Raw genomic sequence first — 13635 nt, forward strand, 5'->3', positions numbered from 1 at the left:
TGGTGGCCACGACGTATGGCGTCCCGCGACGGGAGGGGCGGCCGCCTTTGCGGAATCCTGACCGGCAGAGCCCCTGGTCAGCTCGTCGGCTGCCGGGTTCCATGGCGATCGTGACGACGATCCGACGTGACGCAGTGAGACTGCCCGCCGCGGGGCTGGGACCGGACAACCCGCTTCCCCCGCTGCGGCCGCTCGACGAGATGCACCGCATCGAGGACCGGGACAGAGACGACCTGCCGCGCGACATGGCCCGCCAGATGGGCTACGAGCCGCTGCGCAGCCTGCTGCCCGAGCGTGTCCGGGACGGCTACGGCAGAGCGCGTTCCCCCCGGGACATCGACACCCTCGTGATCGAGAACGACCGGCTGCGCGCCACCGTCCTGCCCGGCCTCGGCGGACGCGTCGCGTCCCTGTTCCACAAGCCCACCGGCCGTGAACTCCTCTACCGCAACCCGGTGTTCCAGCCCGCCTGCTTCGCGCTCAACGGTGCCTGGTTCTCCGGCGGCATCGAGTGGAACATCGGCGCCACCGGTCACACCACCCTCTCCTGCTCGCCCCTGCACGCGGCCCGTGTCACCGCGCCCGACGGCGGGGAGATGCTGCGCCTGTGGGAGTGGGAGCGCCTGCGCGACCTGCCGTTCCAGGTCGACCTCTGGCTGCCGGAGGGCTCCGACTTCCTCTACGTCGGCGTCCGGATCCGCAACCCGCACGACCGGCCGGTGCCGGTCTACTGGTGGTCCAACATCGCCGTGCCCGAGGAGTGCCGGGTGCTGGTGCCTGCCGAGGAGGCCTACCACTTCGGCTACGAGCGCCGACTGCACCGGGTGCCGGTGCCGTCGTACGACGGTGTGGACCGCACGTATCCCTCGAACAGCGTCCATCCCGCCGACTACTTCTACGACGTGCCCGACGGCCGGCGCCGCTGGATCGCCGCGCTCGGGGAGGACGGCCACGGACTGGTTCAGACGTCGACCGATGTGCTGCGCGGCCGGAAGCTGTTCGTCTGGGGCATGGGCCCCGGCGGTCGCCGCTGGCAGCAGTGGCTCACCGAACCGGGCACCGGCGGTTACTGCGAGATCCAGGCCGGACTCGCCCGCACCCAGCTGGAACACGTCCGGCTGGAGGCGGAGGGCGAGGTGGCATGGCTGGAGGCGTACGGGCCCCTGCGCGCCGAGCGCGAGGGGGAGTGGCACGGCGTCGTGCGAGCGGCCGGGGCACGCCTGGAAACCTGCCTGCCGCGCGAGCGCGTCGATGCCGCCTACGCGGCCTGGCGGCCGTACGCCGACGCCGAACCCGGTGAGGTGCTCGCCGCCGGTTCGGGCTGGGGCGCGCTCGAGGTGCTCCGCATGGGGGAGAAGTTGCCGGGCACGCCGTTCGAACAGGCGACGCTCGGTGACGCGCAGGCGCCCTGGCTGGAGCTGCTGCGGTCCGGGTCCTTCCCGGAGGCGCGGCGGGTCGGGCCGCCGGGGGTGACGCTCGTGGCTCCGCACTGGCGGGACATGCTGGAGACGGCGCCCGCACGACCGCTGACGGAGTATCACCTCGGCGTGGCCCAGTGGCATGCGGGTGACCGCGCGCAGGCGGTGCGCAGTTGGGAGCGCGCCCTCCTGCTCGCACCGTCCCCGTGGCCGTTGCTGCGCTGTCTCGCGGTGGCCGACCAGGAGGCCGGTCATCATGAGCGCGCCGCCGACCGGTATGCCGAGGCCTTCGAGGACCTGTGCCGCGAGCGACGGGACGACGGGGAGACCTGGACGGCCGCCACCGCGGCGCTCGGCCGCGAGGCCCTCGAGGCACTGCTGGCGGTGGGCCGTACCCGGGACGCGCGCGCCGTGTGGCGGCGACTGCACCCCGGCACACGCGCGCGCGGCCGCTTCCGGCTGACCGAGGCCCGCCTGCTGCTCGCCGAGGGCGACCGCGAGGCGGCGCGGGCCGTCTTCGACGAGGGGTTCGAGGTCGCGGATCTGCGGGAAGGCGCGGAGACGATCAGCGAGCTGTGGGCCCGCCTCACCGACGAGCCGTTGCCGGCGCGCTACGACTTCCGGATGCGGCCCGCACCGTGAGCGTCTACGCGGGCGGCCGGCGGTCCACGTACTCGTACAACGTGCCGTCGGGATGCGCCGCGAGCAGATTGCGGCCCACCGGTGTCGGGACCGGGCCCGCGATGATACGCGCACCGAGGTCGGTCAGCAGACGGTGGGCCTCGTCGACGTCCTCGACGGCGATGGTCGCCGCCACCTTGCGCAGCAGATCCAGTTCGGACGCGGGGCCGCTCATCAGCAGGAAACAGCCGACTGCGGCCACCTGCACACCGCCGCGTTCGAAACGGAGGGCCGTGCCGCCCGCCAGCCGTTCGTAGAAGGGGACCGCGGTCTCGAGATCGTCGACGCAGATGCGCAGCGAGGCTCCCAGAATCTCCATGCCGACGAGCCTAGTTGGGCCCGCCCGGCCAAGGAGATCGTTTCCACCGGATCCACGCCCGCCTTCCCCGGTACGGGTGTGCCGGGGAAGGCGGGCGGCGTTATGCGCGCCGGTGCCCGGGTACCCGGCGAGACATGAAGCGCTTGGATCATCTGGAACATCTGGACAAGCAGCTGGTCGACGAGCTGGCACAGGTGGCCCGTGAGGCCGTGCGCGACGAGCTGCGCGAGCAGACCCGCAAACAGCGCCGCACGGCCGCGCTGTACGCGGCCTCCGGGACCGCCGGCCTGTACGCGGGCGCCGCGTTGGCGCTTGCCGTCGGTCTGGCCCTGGGCCTCGGCCTGCCAGGCTGGGCCGCCGCGCTGATCATGGCGGCGGTGCTTGGCGTGACGGCCTACGCGCTGCGCGGCGCCGCCCGCTCCGGTGGCGCCGCGCACGGTGCCGGGTCCCACGGCGCCCCCGGCCGGGTCGTCGGCGGTGTGCCGCCCGCGGGACCGCCGAACGGGCTTGGAGTGCCGTACCCGCCGATGCCGCCCGCCGCTCCCGGCACCCCGGGAGCGGATGCACAGGTGCCGGGAGCCGGCCCCGACGCATCTCACCACCGGACCAGGTGAGCGATGGCCAGGGCATGGTCGCGAGCCCTGACCGGGCGCCGCAGGGTGGTCGTGGTGACCGGGGCGAGTGGCGGCGTGGGCCGGGCCACGGCCGTGGCGTTCGCCGCCCGGGGCGACCGTGTCGCCCTGCTCGCCCGGGGCCGCGAGGGTCTGGCCGCGGCAGCGGACGAGGTGCGGCGCGTCGGCGGTGAGGCGCTGGTGGTGCCCGTCGACGTCGCGGACGCGAGAGCGGTGGAGGACGCCGCGCAGCAGGTCGTCGACGCGTTCGGGCGGATCGACGTCTGGGTCAACAACGCCTTCGCCGGCGTCTTCGCGCGGTTCACGGACATGACGCCGGACGAGTTCCGCCGGGTCACCGAAGTCACGTACCTCGGTTACGTGTTCGGCACGCGGGCCGCCCTGCGGCACATGCTGCCCGCGAACCACGGAACGATCGTCCAGACCGGCTCCGCACTCGCGTACCGGGGGATACCCCTCCAGTCGGCGTACTGCGGTGCCAAGCATGCCATCCAGGGTTTCAACGAGTCCTTGCGGTGTGAACTGCTGCACGAGCGCTCGCGGGTGCGGACGACGATGGTGCAGCTGCCGGCCTTGAACACCCCGCAGTTCGACTGGGTCCTGAACCGGATGCCGGGGCGGGCCAGGCCGGTGGCGCCGGTCTACCAGCCCGAGGTGGCGGCCCGCGCGATCGTGCACGCCGCCGGGCATCCCCGGCGGCGCGAGTACTGGGTGGGCGGGTCCACGGTGGCCACGCTGCTCGCCAACGCGGTGGCGCCCGGGCTGCTGGACCGGTACCTCGCGCGCACCGGCTTCGACGCGCAGCAGGACGCCCCGGACAGGGCGAAGCAGGACGGGACGGGAAACCTGTGGGCTCCCGCGGACGGTCCGCACGGCCGTGACTTCGGGGCGCACGGGCGCTTCGAGGCGGAGTCCCTGCCAGGCAGCGCCGAGGAATGGCTCTCCCGGAACCGGGGCAGGATCGGCGCCGGTCTGCTGGCCGGAGGCCTGGGTGCCGCGGCGACTGCCGGAGCCCTGCGTCGCCGCGGCTGATATCGGGGAGCGCAGCTGATATCGGGGAGCGCAGCTGATATCGGGGGCGCACGGGGAGCGGTGGTCCGGCCGGACCGACGGCTGGTGTGTGCAGCCGTAGGGCGGCGGCACCTCGAGGGCCGCCGCCCCGTTCCGCTGTCTCGACGTCCGCTGCCTCAACGCGGCAGCTGGGGCAGCACCTTGGTGCGGTAGAAGTCGAAGAAGCCGCGCTGGTCAGGGCCGATCTGGTTGACGTAGACCCGGTCGAAGCCCGCGTCGACGAAGGCGGAGAGCGCGGCCACATGCTCGTCCACGTCGTCCCCGCACACCCGGTTCTCGCGCACCATCCCCTCGGTGATCAGCGGCTGCAGCTGCTCGAAGTGCTTCGGTGTGGGCAGCACCTGCCCCATCTCGCCGGGCAGCAGCTCATTGGCCCACAGCCTGCGCACCGTACGGACGGCCTCGTCCCGGTCGGTGCCGTAGCAGACCTTCGTGCCGCCGCTCACCGGTTTGGCGCCGCCCCCGCCCTTGCGGAACCGCGCCACCATCGACTCCTTGGGCATCATCGTGATGTAGCCGTCACCGATCCGGGCCGCCAGCGAGGTCGCCGCGGGCCCGAAGCCCGAGATGTCGATCGGGACGGGCTCCTCGGGGACCGTGTAGAGGCGGGCGTTCTCCACCGTGTAATGGGTGCCGTGGTGGGTGACCTCCTCGCCGGTGAACAGCCGCCGTATCACCTGGATGGCCTCCTCGAGCATCTCCAGACGCACGCTCGTGGGCGGCCAGCGGTCGCCGAGGATGTGCTCGTTCAGCGCCTCGCCCGTGCCGACACCCAGCCGGAAGCGGCCGCCGGTCATCACCGCGCTGGTCGCGGCGGCCTGCGCCACCACCGCCGGATGCATCCGAAACGTCGGGCAGGTGACCGCGGTCTCGAGCGGCAGCGACACCGCCTCCGAGATCGCGCCGATCACCGACCACACAAAGGGGCTCTGGCCCTGCGCGTCGTTCCAGGGGTGGTAGTGGTCCGAGATCCACAGCGCCTGGAAACCGGCCTGCTCGGCCATCCGCGCCTGTTCGATCAGATCCGCGGGTCCGAACTCCTCACACGAGAGGAAATAGCCGAACTCGGTCATAGGGGGAACCTCCGGGACGGGGCTTACCGCGTCGGTCCCCGGCCGGGTAACCGTGGGGGTGGGCGCGAAACGCCGGGGCTGCCGGGTTTGGGTGCCCTGGCCTGGGAAACGCGGAAGGTCTCCACGGGTGGCATTCGTGCGCCCGCCAGGCAGACGACGTACGCGCTACCACGCCGGAGGCGAAAACGTGAGTCGACCTCGCATCCTTATCGTCGGTGCCGGATTCGCAGGCTACCGGGCGGCACGCACCCTCTCCCGCCTGACCAGGAACCGGGCCGAGATCACCCTGCTGAACCCGACGGACTACTTTCTGTATCTGCCCCTGCTGCCCCAGGTCGCCGCGGGGATCCTGGAGCCACGGCGCGTCACCGTCTCCGTCGCCGGCACCCTGCGCCATGTCCGTCTGGTGCTCGGCGAGGCCGACGGTATCGATCTCGACGCGCGCACCGTGCACTACACCGACCCCGAAGGCCAGGGCGGCACCCTCGGCTACGACCGGCTGGTGCTCGCCGTCGGCAGCGTCAACAAGCTGCTCCCCATTCCCGGCGTCGCCGAGAACGCCCACGGCTTCCGGGGGCTGCCCGAAGCGCTCTATCTGCGCGACCACGTGACCCGCCAGGTGGAGCTGGCCGCCTCGGCCGACGACCCCAAGAGCCGCACCTCCCGCTGCACCTTCGTGGTGGTCGGCGCCGGCTACACCGGCACCGAAGTCGCCGCGCAGGGACAGCTGTTCACCGACGCACTGGTACGCAAGCACCCGCTGCGCCAGGGCATGCGCCCGCGCTGGCTGCTGCTGGACATCGCGCCCCGGGTGCTGCCGGAGATGGACGAGCGGCTCTCCCGCACCGCCGACCGCGTCCTGCGCCGCCGCGGCGTCGACGTGCGCATGGGAGTGTCCGTGAAGGAGGCGACCCACGACGGAGTCCTGCTGACGGACGGGGAGTTCATCGACAGCCGCACCCTGGTGTGGTGTGTCGGCGTACGGCCCGATCCGCTTGTGGAGGGCCTCGGACGGCCCCTGGAGCGCGGTCGGCTGCTGGTCGACCCCTACCTCCAGGTGCCGGGTCACCCCGACGTGTTCGCCTGCGGGGACGCGGCGGCCGTGCCCGATCTGGAGCGGCCCGGCCAGTACACACCGATGACGGCGCAGCACGCCTGGCGGCAAGGCAAGGTCGCCGCCGTCAACGTCGCGGCCTCGCTCGGCCTGGGCAGCCGCCGTCCCTACCGCCACCGCGACCTGGGCTTCGTCGTGGACCTCGGCGGAGCGCAGGCCGCCGCCAACCCCCTCGGCGTCCCCCTGTCCGGGCCGCTGGCAGGCGGCGTCACCCGCGGCTACCACCTCGCGGCGATGCCCGGCAACCGCATCCGAGTCGCCGCCGACTGGCTCCTGGAGGCCGTACTTCCTCGCCAGGCCGTCCAGTTGGGGCTGGTCCGCTCCTGGAACGTGCCGCTGGACACGGCCTCGCCCGAACTGGCCCGTGTCCCCGGAGCCCCCGCACAGTCCGGTACGGAGAAATCCGGTACGGAGGATCATTCATGAACACCCGTCAGCTCACCGAGCTCGCCCAGCAACTGCGCGTCGACAGTGTCCGCGCCGCCGCCGCGGCGGGCTCCGGGCACCCCACTTCGTCCATGTCCGCGGCCGATCTGATGGCCGTCCTGCTGGCCAAACACCTCCGCTACGACTTCGAACGCCCCGCCCACCCCGGCAACGACCGGTTCATCCTCTCCAAGGGGCACGCCTCACCGCTGCTGTACGCCGCCTACAAGGCCGCCGGGGCGATCAACGACACCGAGCTGCTCACCTTCCGCAAGCTGGGGAGCCGGCTCGAAGGACACCCCACGCCCCGCCGGCTGCCCTGGGTCGAGACGGCCACCGGTTCCCTCGGCCAGGGGCTGCCCGTCGGCGTCGGCATCGCCCTGAGCGAGCAGCGGCTCGAACGCACCGGCTACCGCGTCTGGGTGCTGTGCGGAGACAGCGAACTGGCCGAGGGGTCCGTGTGGGAGGCCGCCGAGCACGCCGGCTACGAGCATCTCGACAACCTGATCGCGATCGTCGACGTGAACCGGCTGGGCCAGCGCGGACCCACCCGCCACGGCCACGACCTCGACGCCTACGCACGCCGCTTCAAGGCCTTCGACTGGCACACCGTCGAGGTCGACGGGCACGACGTCGACGCCATCGACCGCGCCTACGCCGAGGCAGAGTCCACCACCGGACAGCCCACCGTCATCCTCGCCCGCACCCTGAAGGGCAAGGGCGTCGCCGCCGTGGAGGACCGCGAGGGCCAGCACGGCAAGCCGGTGCCGAACGCGGAGGAGGCGATCGAGGAACTCGGCGGCATACGGAACCTGCGCGTCGAGGTCCAGCCGCCGCCCGCCGCCCGTGTGCTGCACGCCGTCCAGGGCGGCCACCTGGAGCTGCCGCGCTACGACCTCGGCGACGAGGTCGCCACCCGGGACGCCTTCGGTCAGGCGCTGGCCGCGCTCGGCAGCGCACGCGGCGACGTCGTCGCCCTCGACGGCGAGGTGGGCGACTCCACACGCACCGAGTACTTCGCCAAGGAACACCCCGAACGCTACTTCGAGTGCTATATCGCCGAACAGCTGATGGTGGCCGCCGCCGTCGGCATGGCCGCGCGCGGCTGGGTCCCCTACGCCTCCTCGTTCGCCGCGTTCCTCACCCGCGCCCACGACTTCGTCCGCATGGCCTCGATCAGCGGCTCCGGCATCAACCTGGTGGGATCGCACGCCGGCTGCGCCATCGGCGAGGACGGCCCCTCACAGATGGGCCTCGAGGACCTCGCGATGTTCCGCGCCGTGTACGACTCGACCGTCCTGTACCCGTGTGACGCCAACCAGACGGCCAAGCTCGTAGCCGCCATGGCCGGCCGCGAGGGCATCCGCTATCTGCGCACGACCCGGGGGAAGACCCCGGTCGTCTACGGCCCCACCGAGGAGTTCCCGATCGGCGGCAGCAAGGTGCTGCGCGCCTCCGCCGAGGACCGGCTCACCCTGGTGGCCGCGGGAGTCACCGTCCACGAGGCGCTGAAGGCCGCCGACGCCCTCGCCGAGCAGGGCATCCGCGTGCGGGTCATCGACCTGTACTCGGTCAAGCCCGTCGACCGTGCCACCCTGCGCGAGGCCGCCGAACGCACCGGATGCCTGCTGACCGTCGAGGACCACCGGGAGGAGGGCGGCCTCGGCGACGCGGTCCTCGACGCCTTCCTCGACGGCCGGCCCGTACCGCGTCTGGTTCGCCTGGCGGTCCGTACGATGCCCGGCTCGGCGACTCCCGCCGAACAGCTGCACGCCGCGGGCATCGACGCGGAGTCCATCGCCGCCGCGGCCCGGCTGCTGGTGGAACACGCCGTGGTGCCGTGACCGAAGGAGCGCGATGACCAGCACGCGGACCGTGCGTGCGGGCCGCCGCACGCTGGAGGTCCACCGACCGGACAAGGTGCTGTTCCCGGGCGACGGGGGCGGCAAGGAGTACACGAAGGCCGACCTCGTCGACCACTACCGCTCCGTCGCCCCCTGGATGCTGCCCCATCTGCGCGGGCGGCCCCTCATGCTGGAGCGGTACCCCGACGGCGTCGGCGGCCCCCGCTTCATGCAGAAGAACACCCCGGAGCACTATCCGCACTGGGTCCACCGCGTCGAGATGCCCAAGGAGGGCGGCACCGTCTGCCACACCGTCTGCGACGACACCGCGACCCTCGTGTACCTGGCCGACCAGGCCTGCCTCACCCTGCACCGCTGGCTCTCCCGCGCCGACCGGCCCGATCGGCCCGACCGGCTCGTCTTCGACCTCGATCCGGCGACCGACGACTTCGGCCAAGTACGGCACGCCGCACGGCTGGTGGGGGAGTTGCTCGGCGAACTGGAGCTGCCCTCGGGCCTGATGACCACCGGCTCGCGCGGCCTGCACGTCGTCGTGCCGCTCGCCGGCACCCAGGGCTTCGACGAGGTACGGAAGTTCGCCAAGGACGTCGCCGACACCCTCGCCGCCGCCCACCCCGACCGCCTCACCACCGCCGCCCGCAAGAAGGACCGGGGCGACCGCCTCTACCTCGATGTGCAGCGCAACGCCTACGCGCAGACCGCGGTCGCCCCCTACAGCGTCCGCGCGTTGCCCGGCGCCCCCGTCGCCACACCCCTGACCTGGGACCAGCTGGACGACCCGGACGTCCATGCCCGCCGCTGGACCATCGCCGACGCGGGGGACCAGGCCCGCACCGATCCCTGGGCGGACCTGCCGGGCAGGGGACGCTCCCTGGGCCCCGCCCGGCGGCGGCTCGAGGCACTGCGTGGCTGAACCGCACACGCACAGGTTTGGCCAACGCCTTTGCGGCCACACGGGGGGAGAGGTGGCCATGACGAACACATCACGTACACCGAAGAAGCACGACTCTTCCGACGACGACGCCCGGGCGGACGGCCGGCCGAGCACCATGGAGGTGCTGCGCCAAGCACGCGCCCAGTTCACAGAGCTCACGGGCTTGGCCGCCGAGTCCGTGTCGTCCTTCGAACGTACCGAGGACGGCTGGACCGTGCACATCGAGGTCCTGGAACTCGCCAGGGTCCCCGACACCATGAGCCTGCTCGCGAGTTACGAGGTGGATCTCGCCACGGACGGCGAACTCACCGGCTACCGGCGCGTTCGCCGCTATGAACGCGGAAGGGCCGACGCACGGACGGGCGGCCGCTCCTAGGCGACCGCCGTCCCGTATCCATACCCCCAACACCGTAAGGAGGACTGGTCGCCATGACCGTTGTCCCGGCACAACAGACCGGAGGAGGCGGCAGCAGCGGCCTCTACGACGTTCTGGAACTCGTACTCGACCGAGGGCTCGTCATCGACGCGTTCGTCCGCGTCTCCCTCGTCGGCATCGAGATCCTGAAGATCGACGTACGCGTCGTCGTCGCCAGCGTCGACACGTATCTGCGCTTCGCCGAGGCCTGCAACCGCCTCGACCTGGAGTCCGGCCCGCACAAGAATCCCGGACTGCCCGACCTGGTCGGCGAGATGACCGAGTCCGGCGCGCGCGGCAAGTCCAAGGGTGCGCTCTCCGGCGCGGCGGAGACCATATCCGACGCCTTCCGCCAGGCCCGTGAAGAGGGCCAGCCGCGCTCGCGGACCCGCAAGTCCACCTCGGCGCGGGAGAAGAAGGAGGAGCAGGAGTGAGCACCTACGTCTACGGCATCGCCGCCGCCTCCCACCCCTCGCTCCCCACCGGGATGGGCGGTGTCGGCGAGCCGGCTCGTCCGGTGCGCGTGCTGATCCGGGGCGAGTTGGCGGCGATCGTCAGCGACGCGCCCGAGGGGCTGCGCCCCAAGCGCCGCGACCTGCTCGCCCACCAGAACGTGCTGAGCGAGGCGGCCGCGGGCGGATCCATCCTGCCCATGCGGTTCGGCAGTGTCGCGGCGGACGACGACGCCGTCACCGGTGTCCTCGCGGAGCGCGTGGACCACTATCGGGAGCGGCTGGACGTGCTGGGCGGCAAGGTCGAGTACAACGTCAAGGCCAGCCACGACCAGGAGGCCGTGCTGCACCGCGTGATGGCCGAGAACGCCGAGATCCGCGCCCTCGCGGAGGCCAACCGCAAGGCGGACGGAGGCAGTTACGAGGACCGGCTGCGACTGGGCGAGATGGTCGCGGCAGCGGTGCAGAGCCGTGAGGGCGAGGACGCCGCTCAGGTGCAGCGTGCCCTGGAGACGGTTGCCGAGGCCGTGAGCGTGGGCCCCGAGTCCACGGGGTGGCTGGCCAACGTGTCGTTCCTGGTGGACCGTGACTCCTCCGCCGCGTTCCTGAACGCCGTCGAGGAGGTCCGCAAGGCGCACCCGCACCTCGACGTGCGCGTCAACGGCCCGCTGCCGCCGTACAGCTTCGTGGAGCCGGGGCCGGCCGAGCCCGCGGCCGCCGCGAAGGTGGAGTGAGCGCATGGGGCTGATCGGCGAGGTGCTGCTGCTGCCGTTCGCGCCCGTGCGCGGCAGTTTCTGGGCGGTGAGACAGGTGCTCGCCGAGGCCGAGCGCCAGTACTACGACCCGGCCGCCGTTCGAGCCGAACTCGCCCGTCTGGAGGAGCGGTTGGAGGCGGGCGAGATCGTCGACGAGGAGTTCGACCGGCTGGAGGACGAGCTCCTGGACCGTCTGGAGATCGCCATGCAACGGGGCGGTCCCGGCACAGCGGGCGGTCCGGCGAGATGAACCGACTGGAACTCGGCCTCGCCCTGGGGATCGCCTACGCCCTTGGGCGCAGGAGCGTCAGGTCGAGGCAGCCCCTGGCGGCCCGCACCCCGGCGTCCGTCCACGATCCGGCCGTCGAGCGGCTCAAGGCGGAGGCGTGGGCGTACGTGGTGGTGCGGGCCCGGCCCCTGCTCGCCGCCCTCGGCCGCAGGCTGGGCGGGCTCAGCCTCAGGCTCAACGACATCGCCGAGGGCAACAGCCCCGGCTTCGCGCGGCTCGCCCTGGTCGTCGGCCGCCACGTCACCCGGTCCGCTGTCCCGGCGCCCTCCGTGGTGGAGGGCGCAGGGGAGGACGAGGACGACGAGGACGACGAGGACGACGAGGACTTGGAGGGCCTGGTGGCCGCGGCGCTGGAGGAGGCGGAACCCGAGGACGTGGAGGAGCTGGTGGCCGCCGCGCTGGAGGTGGCGGAGTTCCGGAAGCCGGAGTCGGACGACGCGGACCTGGAGCAGGCGGACCTGGACGAGGAGTTCGAGGACGCGGGACCGGATGACGCGCAGTTCGAGGAGGCGGACCCGGACCGTACGGGGTTGGAGGACGGGGATCTCGAAGACCCGGAGCGCTACGAGTTCGAGGATGAGGAACCGGAGAAGGGCGGCCGTTCATGACCACTCCCGGACGACTGCCGGATCCCTACGCGCGCGACGGTGGCGCCAACCTGGCGGACATCCTCGAACGCGTCCTGGACAAGGGCATCGTGATCGCGGGTGACATCCGGATCAACCTGCTGGACATCGAGCTGCTCACCATCAAGCTCCGCCTGGTCGTCGCCTCCGTCGACCGCGCGCGGGAGATGGGCATCGACTGGTGGGAGGACGACCCGGCGTTGTCCTCTCGCGCCCGGCACAACCAACTCTCCCGTGAGAACACGGAGTTGCGCGCCCGGCTGGCCGAACTGGAGGGCGCTCGCGTCGAGGAGGAGGGGTCATGACCGGACTGCGGTATGTGTACGCCGTCTGCCGTTCCTTCGGTGCGGCACTCGAGGACGGCCCGGCGGGGGTCGCGGGAGTGCCGCCCCGGCAGCTGCCCCACCGCGGCCTGATCGCCATCGTCAGCACGGTCCCTGAGGAGGACTTCGCCGAAGGCCCGCTCAGGGCCCACCTGGAGGACCTGGAGTGGCTCACCGCCACCGCCCGCGCCCACCAGAGCGTCATCGACGCGCTCACCTCCGTCACCACACCCCTGCCGCTGCGGCTCGCCACCGTGTTCCGGGACGACAGCGGCGTGCGCGCGATGCTGGAGGAACGCGAAGAGGACTTCCACCATGCACTCGACCGGCTCGACGGCCGGGTTGAGTGGGGTGTCAAGGTGTACGCGGAGGCGGAACGGGCGGAACGGCCACAGGAGGCCGCCGGTTCCCGAAAAGCGGCCTCGGGCCGTGACTACCTGCGTCAGCGGCGCCTGCGCCACCAGGCCCACGAGGAAATGCGGGACAACACCGACAGGTTCGCCCGCAGGCTGCACGAGAACCTTTCCGAATGCGCCGAGGATTCCCTTCTCCACGCCCCGCAGAATCCCGCGCTCTCCGGAGTGTCCGGACGTAACGTGCTCAACGCCGCTTATCTGGTGCCGCGTTCCGCGTCCGAGGCGTTCGTGGAAAGGGTGGACCGCGAAAAGAGCGGTATTCCCGGTGTCCGCGTGGAACTGACGGGGCCCTGGGCCGCGTACTCCTTCAGCGGTGTCGAAGGGCGGGCCCGGTCGTGACCGCCCTCGAACACCGGCAGGTCGCCCTGGTCGACCTCCTCGACCGGCTGCTGGCCGGCGGGGTCGTGATCACCGGCGATCTCACCCTGCGCATAGCCGACGTAGATCTCGTCCGTATCGACCTCAACGCGCTGATCAGCTCGGTCGGCGCGAAGGTGTCCGCACCCTGGCCGGAGGACCCGTGACCGCTCGACAGAACCGACTGGAGCTCGCCCCCGACACCGTGGAGCGGGACTTGGTCAAACTCGTGCTCACCGTTGTCGAACTGCTCCGCCAGCTCATGGAGCGTCAGGCGCTGCGCCGGTTCGACACCGGTGAGCTGAGCGAGGAGCAGGAGGAGCGCATCGGGCTCACCCTGATGCTGCTCGAGGACCGTATGACCGAACTCCGGGAGCGCTACGGACTGCGGCCCGAGGACCTCAACCTGGACCTCGGGCCGCTGGGAACGTTGCTTCCCCGGGACTGACCGCCGGGATGTCACCCGGCG

At 71.9% G+C, this 13635-nt stretch carries 17 protein-coding genes; 15 read left to right on the plus strand and 2 right to left on the minus strand.

Annotated features, from left to right (window positions below; genetic code table 11):
- Positions 1 to 101 precede the first annotated feature (101 nt).
- Positions 102 to 2060: a DUF5107 domain-containing protein gene (locus ABZ823_RS16330; RefSeq protein WP_361659718.1), complete on the plus strand. Its 1959-nt coding sequence runs from the start codon at positions 102 to 104 to the stop codon at positions 2058 to 2060.
- A gap of 4 nt (positions 2061 to 2064) precedes the next feature.
- Here the strand turns inward: ABZ823_RS16330 and ABZ823_RS16335 are convergent, their stop codons facing one another.
- Complete coding sequence (locus ABZ823_RS16335) at positions 2065 to 2418, minus strand: VOC family protein (RefSeq protein ID WP_361659721.1); 354 nt, start codon at positions 2416 to 2418, stop codon at positions 2065 to 2067.
- A 134-nt stretch (positions 2419 to 2552) separates the two neighbouring features.
- Here ABZ823_RS16335 and ABZ823_RS16340 point away from each other — a divergent pair, with 134 nt between their 5' ends.
- The gene (locus ABZ823_RS16340; protein WP_361659723.1) at positions 2553 to 3032 is read left to right on the plus strand and encodes a phage holin family protein; all 480 of its coding nucleotides are present in this window, start codon (positions 2553 to 2555) and stop codon (positions 3030 to 3032) included.
- A gap of 3 nt (positions 3033 to 3035) precedes the next feature.
- Entirely contained in the window at positions 3036 to 4082 is a 1047-nt protein-coding gene (locus ABZ823_RS16345) for an SDR family oxidoreductase (RefSeq protein WP_361659726.1), read from the plus strand.
- A gap of 155 nt (positions 4083 to 4237) precedes the next feature.
- On the opposite strand, the gene ABZ823_RS16350 is transcribed toward ABZ823_RS16345, so the two are convergent.
- A complete protein-coding gene (locus ABZ823_RS16350; RefSeq protein ID WP_361659729.1) occupies positions 4238 to 5194 on the minus strand; it encodes an LLM class F420-dependent oxidoreductase in 957 nt (318 codons plus the stop codon).
- A gap of 187 nt (positions 5195 to 5381) precedes the next feature.
- Here ABZ823_RS16350 and ABZ823_RS16355 point away from each other — a divergent pair, with 187 nt between their 5' ends.
- From ABZ823_RS16355 to ABZ823_RS16410, 12 genes are read left to right on the plus strand one after another with little or no spacing between them, the layout of a single operon-like run.
- Positions 5382 to 6734, plus strand: a complete 1353-nt coding sequence (locus ABZ823_RS16355) for an NAD(P)/FAD-dependent oxidoreductase (protein WP_361659731.1) — start codon at positions 5382 to 5384, stop codon at positions 6732 to 6734.
- On the plus strand, positions 6731 to 8578 hold the full coding sequence (locus ABZ823_RS16360) for a transketolase (protein WP_361659734.1): 1848 nt from the start codon (positions 6731 to 6733) through the stop codon (positions 8576 to 8578). Before ABZ823_RS16355 ends, ABZ823_RS16360 begins: the two co-directional genes overlap by 4 nt.
- A gap of 13 nt (positions 8579 to 8591) precedes the next feature.
- Complete coding sequence (gene ligD / locus ABZ823_RS16365) at positions 8592 to 9512, plus strand: non-homologous end-joining DNA ligase (RefSeq protein ID WP_361659737.1); 921 nt, start codon at positions 8592 to 8594, stop codon at positions 9510 to 9512.
- A gap of 58 nt (positions 9513 to 9570) precedes the next feature.
- Positions 9571 to 9909, plus strand: coding sequence for a gas vesicle protein (locus ABZ823_RS16370; protein WP_361659740.1), 339 nt, complete (start codon positions 9571 to 9573; stop codon positions 9907 to 9909).
- A gap of 53 nt (positions 9910 to 9962) precedes the next feature.
- Positions 9963 to 10382, plus strand: a complete 420-nt coding sequence (locus tag ABZ823_RS16375; RefSeq protein ID WP_361659743.1) for a gas vesicle structural protein GvpA — start codon at positions 9963 to 9965, stop codon at positions 10380 to 10382.
- Positions 10379 to 11134, plus strand: a complete 756-nt coding sequence (locus tag ABZ823_RS16380) for a GvpL/GvpF family gas vesicle protein (protein ID WP_361659746.1) — start codon at positions 10379 to 10381, stop codon at positions 11132 to 11134. Before ABZ823_RS16375 ends, ABZ823_RS16380 begins: the two co-directional genes overlap by 4 nt.
- Positions 11135 to 11138: 4 nt before the next feature.
- A complete protein-coding gene (locus ABZ823_RS16385; protein WP_361659749.1) occupies positions 11139 to 11405 on the plus strand; it encodes a gas vesicle protein GvpG in 267 nt (88 codons plus the stop codon).
- On the plus strand, positions 11402 to 12052 hold the full coding sequence (locus tag ABZ823_RS16390) for a phage tail assembly chaperone (protein ID WP_361659752.1): 651 nt from the start codon (positions 11402 to 11404) through the stop codon (positions 12050 to 12052). The genes ABZ823_RS16385 and ABZ823_RS16390 overlap by 4 nt, the downstream gene beginning before the upstream one ends.
- On the plus strand, positions 12049 to 12375 hold the full coding sequence (locus ABZ823_RS16395) for a gas vesicle protein (protein ID WP_361659754.1): 327 nt from the start codon (positions 12049 to 12051) through the stop codon (positions 12373 to 12375). Before ABZ823_RS16390 ends, ABZ823_RS16395 begins: the two co-directional genes overlap by 4 nt.
- Positions 12372 to 13148: a GvpL/GvpF family gas vesicle protein gene (locus ABZ823_RS16400; RefSeq protein WP_361659757.1), complete on the plus strand. Its 777-nt coding sequence runs from the start codon at positions 12372 to 12374 to the stop codon at positions 13146 to 13148. The genes ABZ823_RS16395 and ABZ823_RS16400 overlap by 4 nt, the downstream gene beginning before the upstream one ends.
- Complete coding sequence (locus tag ABZ823_RS16405; protein WP_361659760.1) at positions 13145 to 13333, plus strand: gas vesicle protein; 189 nt, start codon at positions 13145 to 13147, stop codon at positions 13331 to 13333. The genes ABZ823_RS16400 and ABZ823_RS16405 overlap by 4 nt, the downstream gene beginning before the upstream one ends.
- Positions 13330 to 13614 (plus strand): gas vesicle protein K, encoded by a 285-nt coding sequence (locus ABZ823_RS16410; protein ID WP_361659763.1) that lies wholly within the window; start codon positions 13330 to 13332, stop codon positions 13612 to 13614. The genes ABZ823_RS16405 and ABZ823_RS16410 overlap by 4 nt, the downstream gene beginning before the upstream one ends.
- The last annotated feature ends 21 nt before the right edge of the window (positions 13615 to 13635 follow it).

Source organism: Streptomyces sp. NPDC047079 (genome assembly GCF_040643755.1).
Taxonomy (GTDB): Bacteria; Actinomycetota; Actinomycetes; order Streptomycetales; family Streptomycetaceae; genus Streptomyces.

Coding starts and splice junctions, on each gene's coding strand:
- ABZ823_RS16375 (WP_361659743.1), top strand. CDS start 9,963: ATGACCGTTGTCCCGGCACAACAGACCGGAGGAGGCGGCAGCAGCGGC.
- ABZ823_RS16360 (WP_361659734.1), top strand. CDS start 6,731: ATGAACACCCGTCAGCTCACCGAGCTCGCCCAGCAACTGCGCGTCGAC.
- ABZ823_RS16390 (WP_361659752.1), top strand. CDS start 11,402: ATGAACCGACTGGAACTCGGCCTCGCCCTGGGGATCGCCTACGCCCTT.
- ABZ823_RS16400 (WP_361659757.1), top strand. CDS start 12,372: ATGACCGGACTGCGGTATGTGTACGCCGTCTGCCGTTCCTTCGGTGCG.
- ABZ823_RS16385 (WP_361659749.1), top strand. CDS start 11,139: ATGGGGCTGATCGGCGAGGTGCTGCTGCTGCCGTTCGCGCCCGTGCGC.
- ABZ823_RS16395 (WP_361659754.1), top strand. CDS start 12,049: ATGACCACTCCCGGACGACTGCCGGATCCCTACGCGCGCGACGGTGGC.
- ABZ823_RS16370 (WP_361659740.1), top strand. CDS start 9,571: ATGACGAACACATCACGTACACCGAAGAAGCACGACTCTTCCGACGAC.
- ABZ823_RS16340 (WP_361659723.1), top strand. CDS start 2,553: ATGAAGCGCTTGGATCATCTGGAACATCTGGACAAGCAGCTGGTCGAC.
- ligD (WP_361659737.1), top strand. CDS start 8,592: ATGACCAGCACGCGGACCGTGCGTGCGGGCCGCCGCACGCTGGAGGTC.
- ABZ823_RS16335 (WP_361659721.1), bottom strand. CDS start 2,418: ATGGAGATTCTGGGAGCCTCGCTGCGCATCTGCGTCGACGATCTCGAG.
- ABZ823_RS16350 (WP_361659729.1), bottom strand. CDS start 5,194: ATGACCGAGTTCGGCTATTTCCTCTCGTGTGAGGAGTTCGGACCCGCG.
- ABZ823_RS16330 (WP_361659718.1), top strand. CDS start 102: ATGGCGATCGTGACGACGATCCGACGTGACGCAGTGAGACTGCCCGCC.
- ABZ823_RS16345 (WP_361659726.1), top strand. CDS start 3,036: ATGGCCAGGGCATGGTCGCGAGCCCTGACCGGGCGCCGCAGGGTGGTC.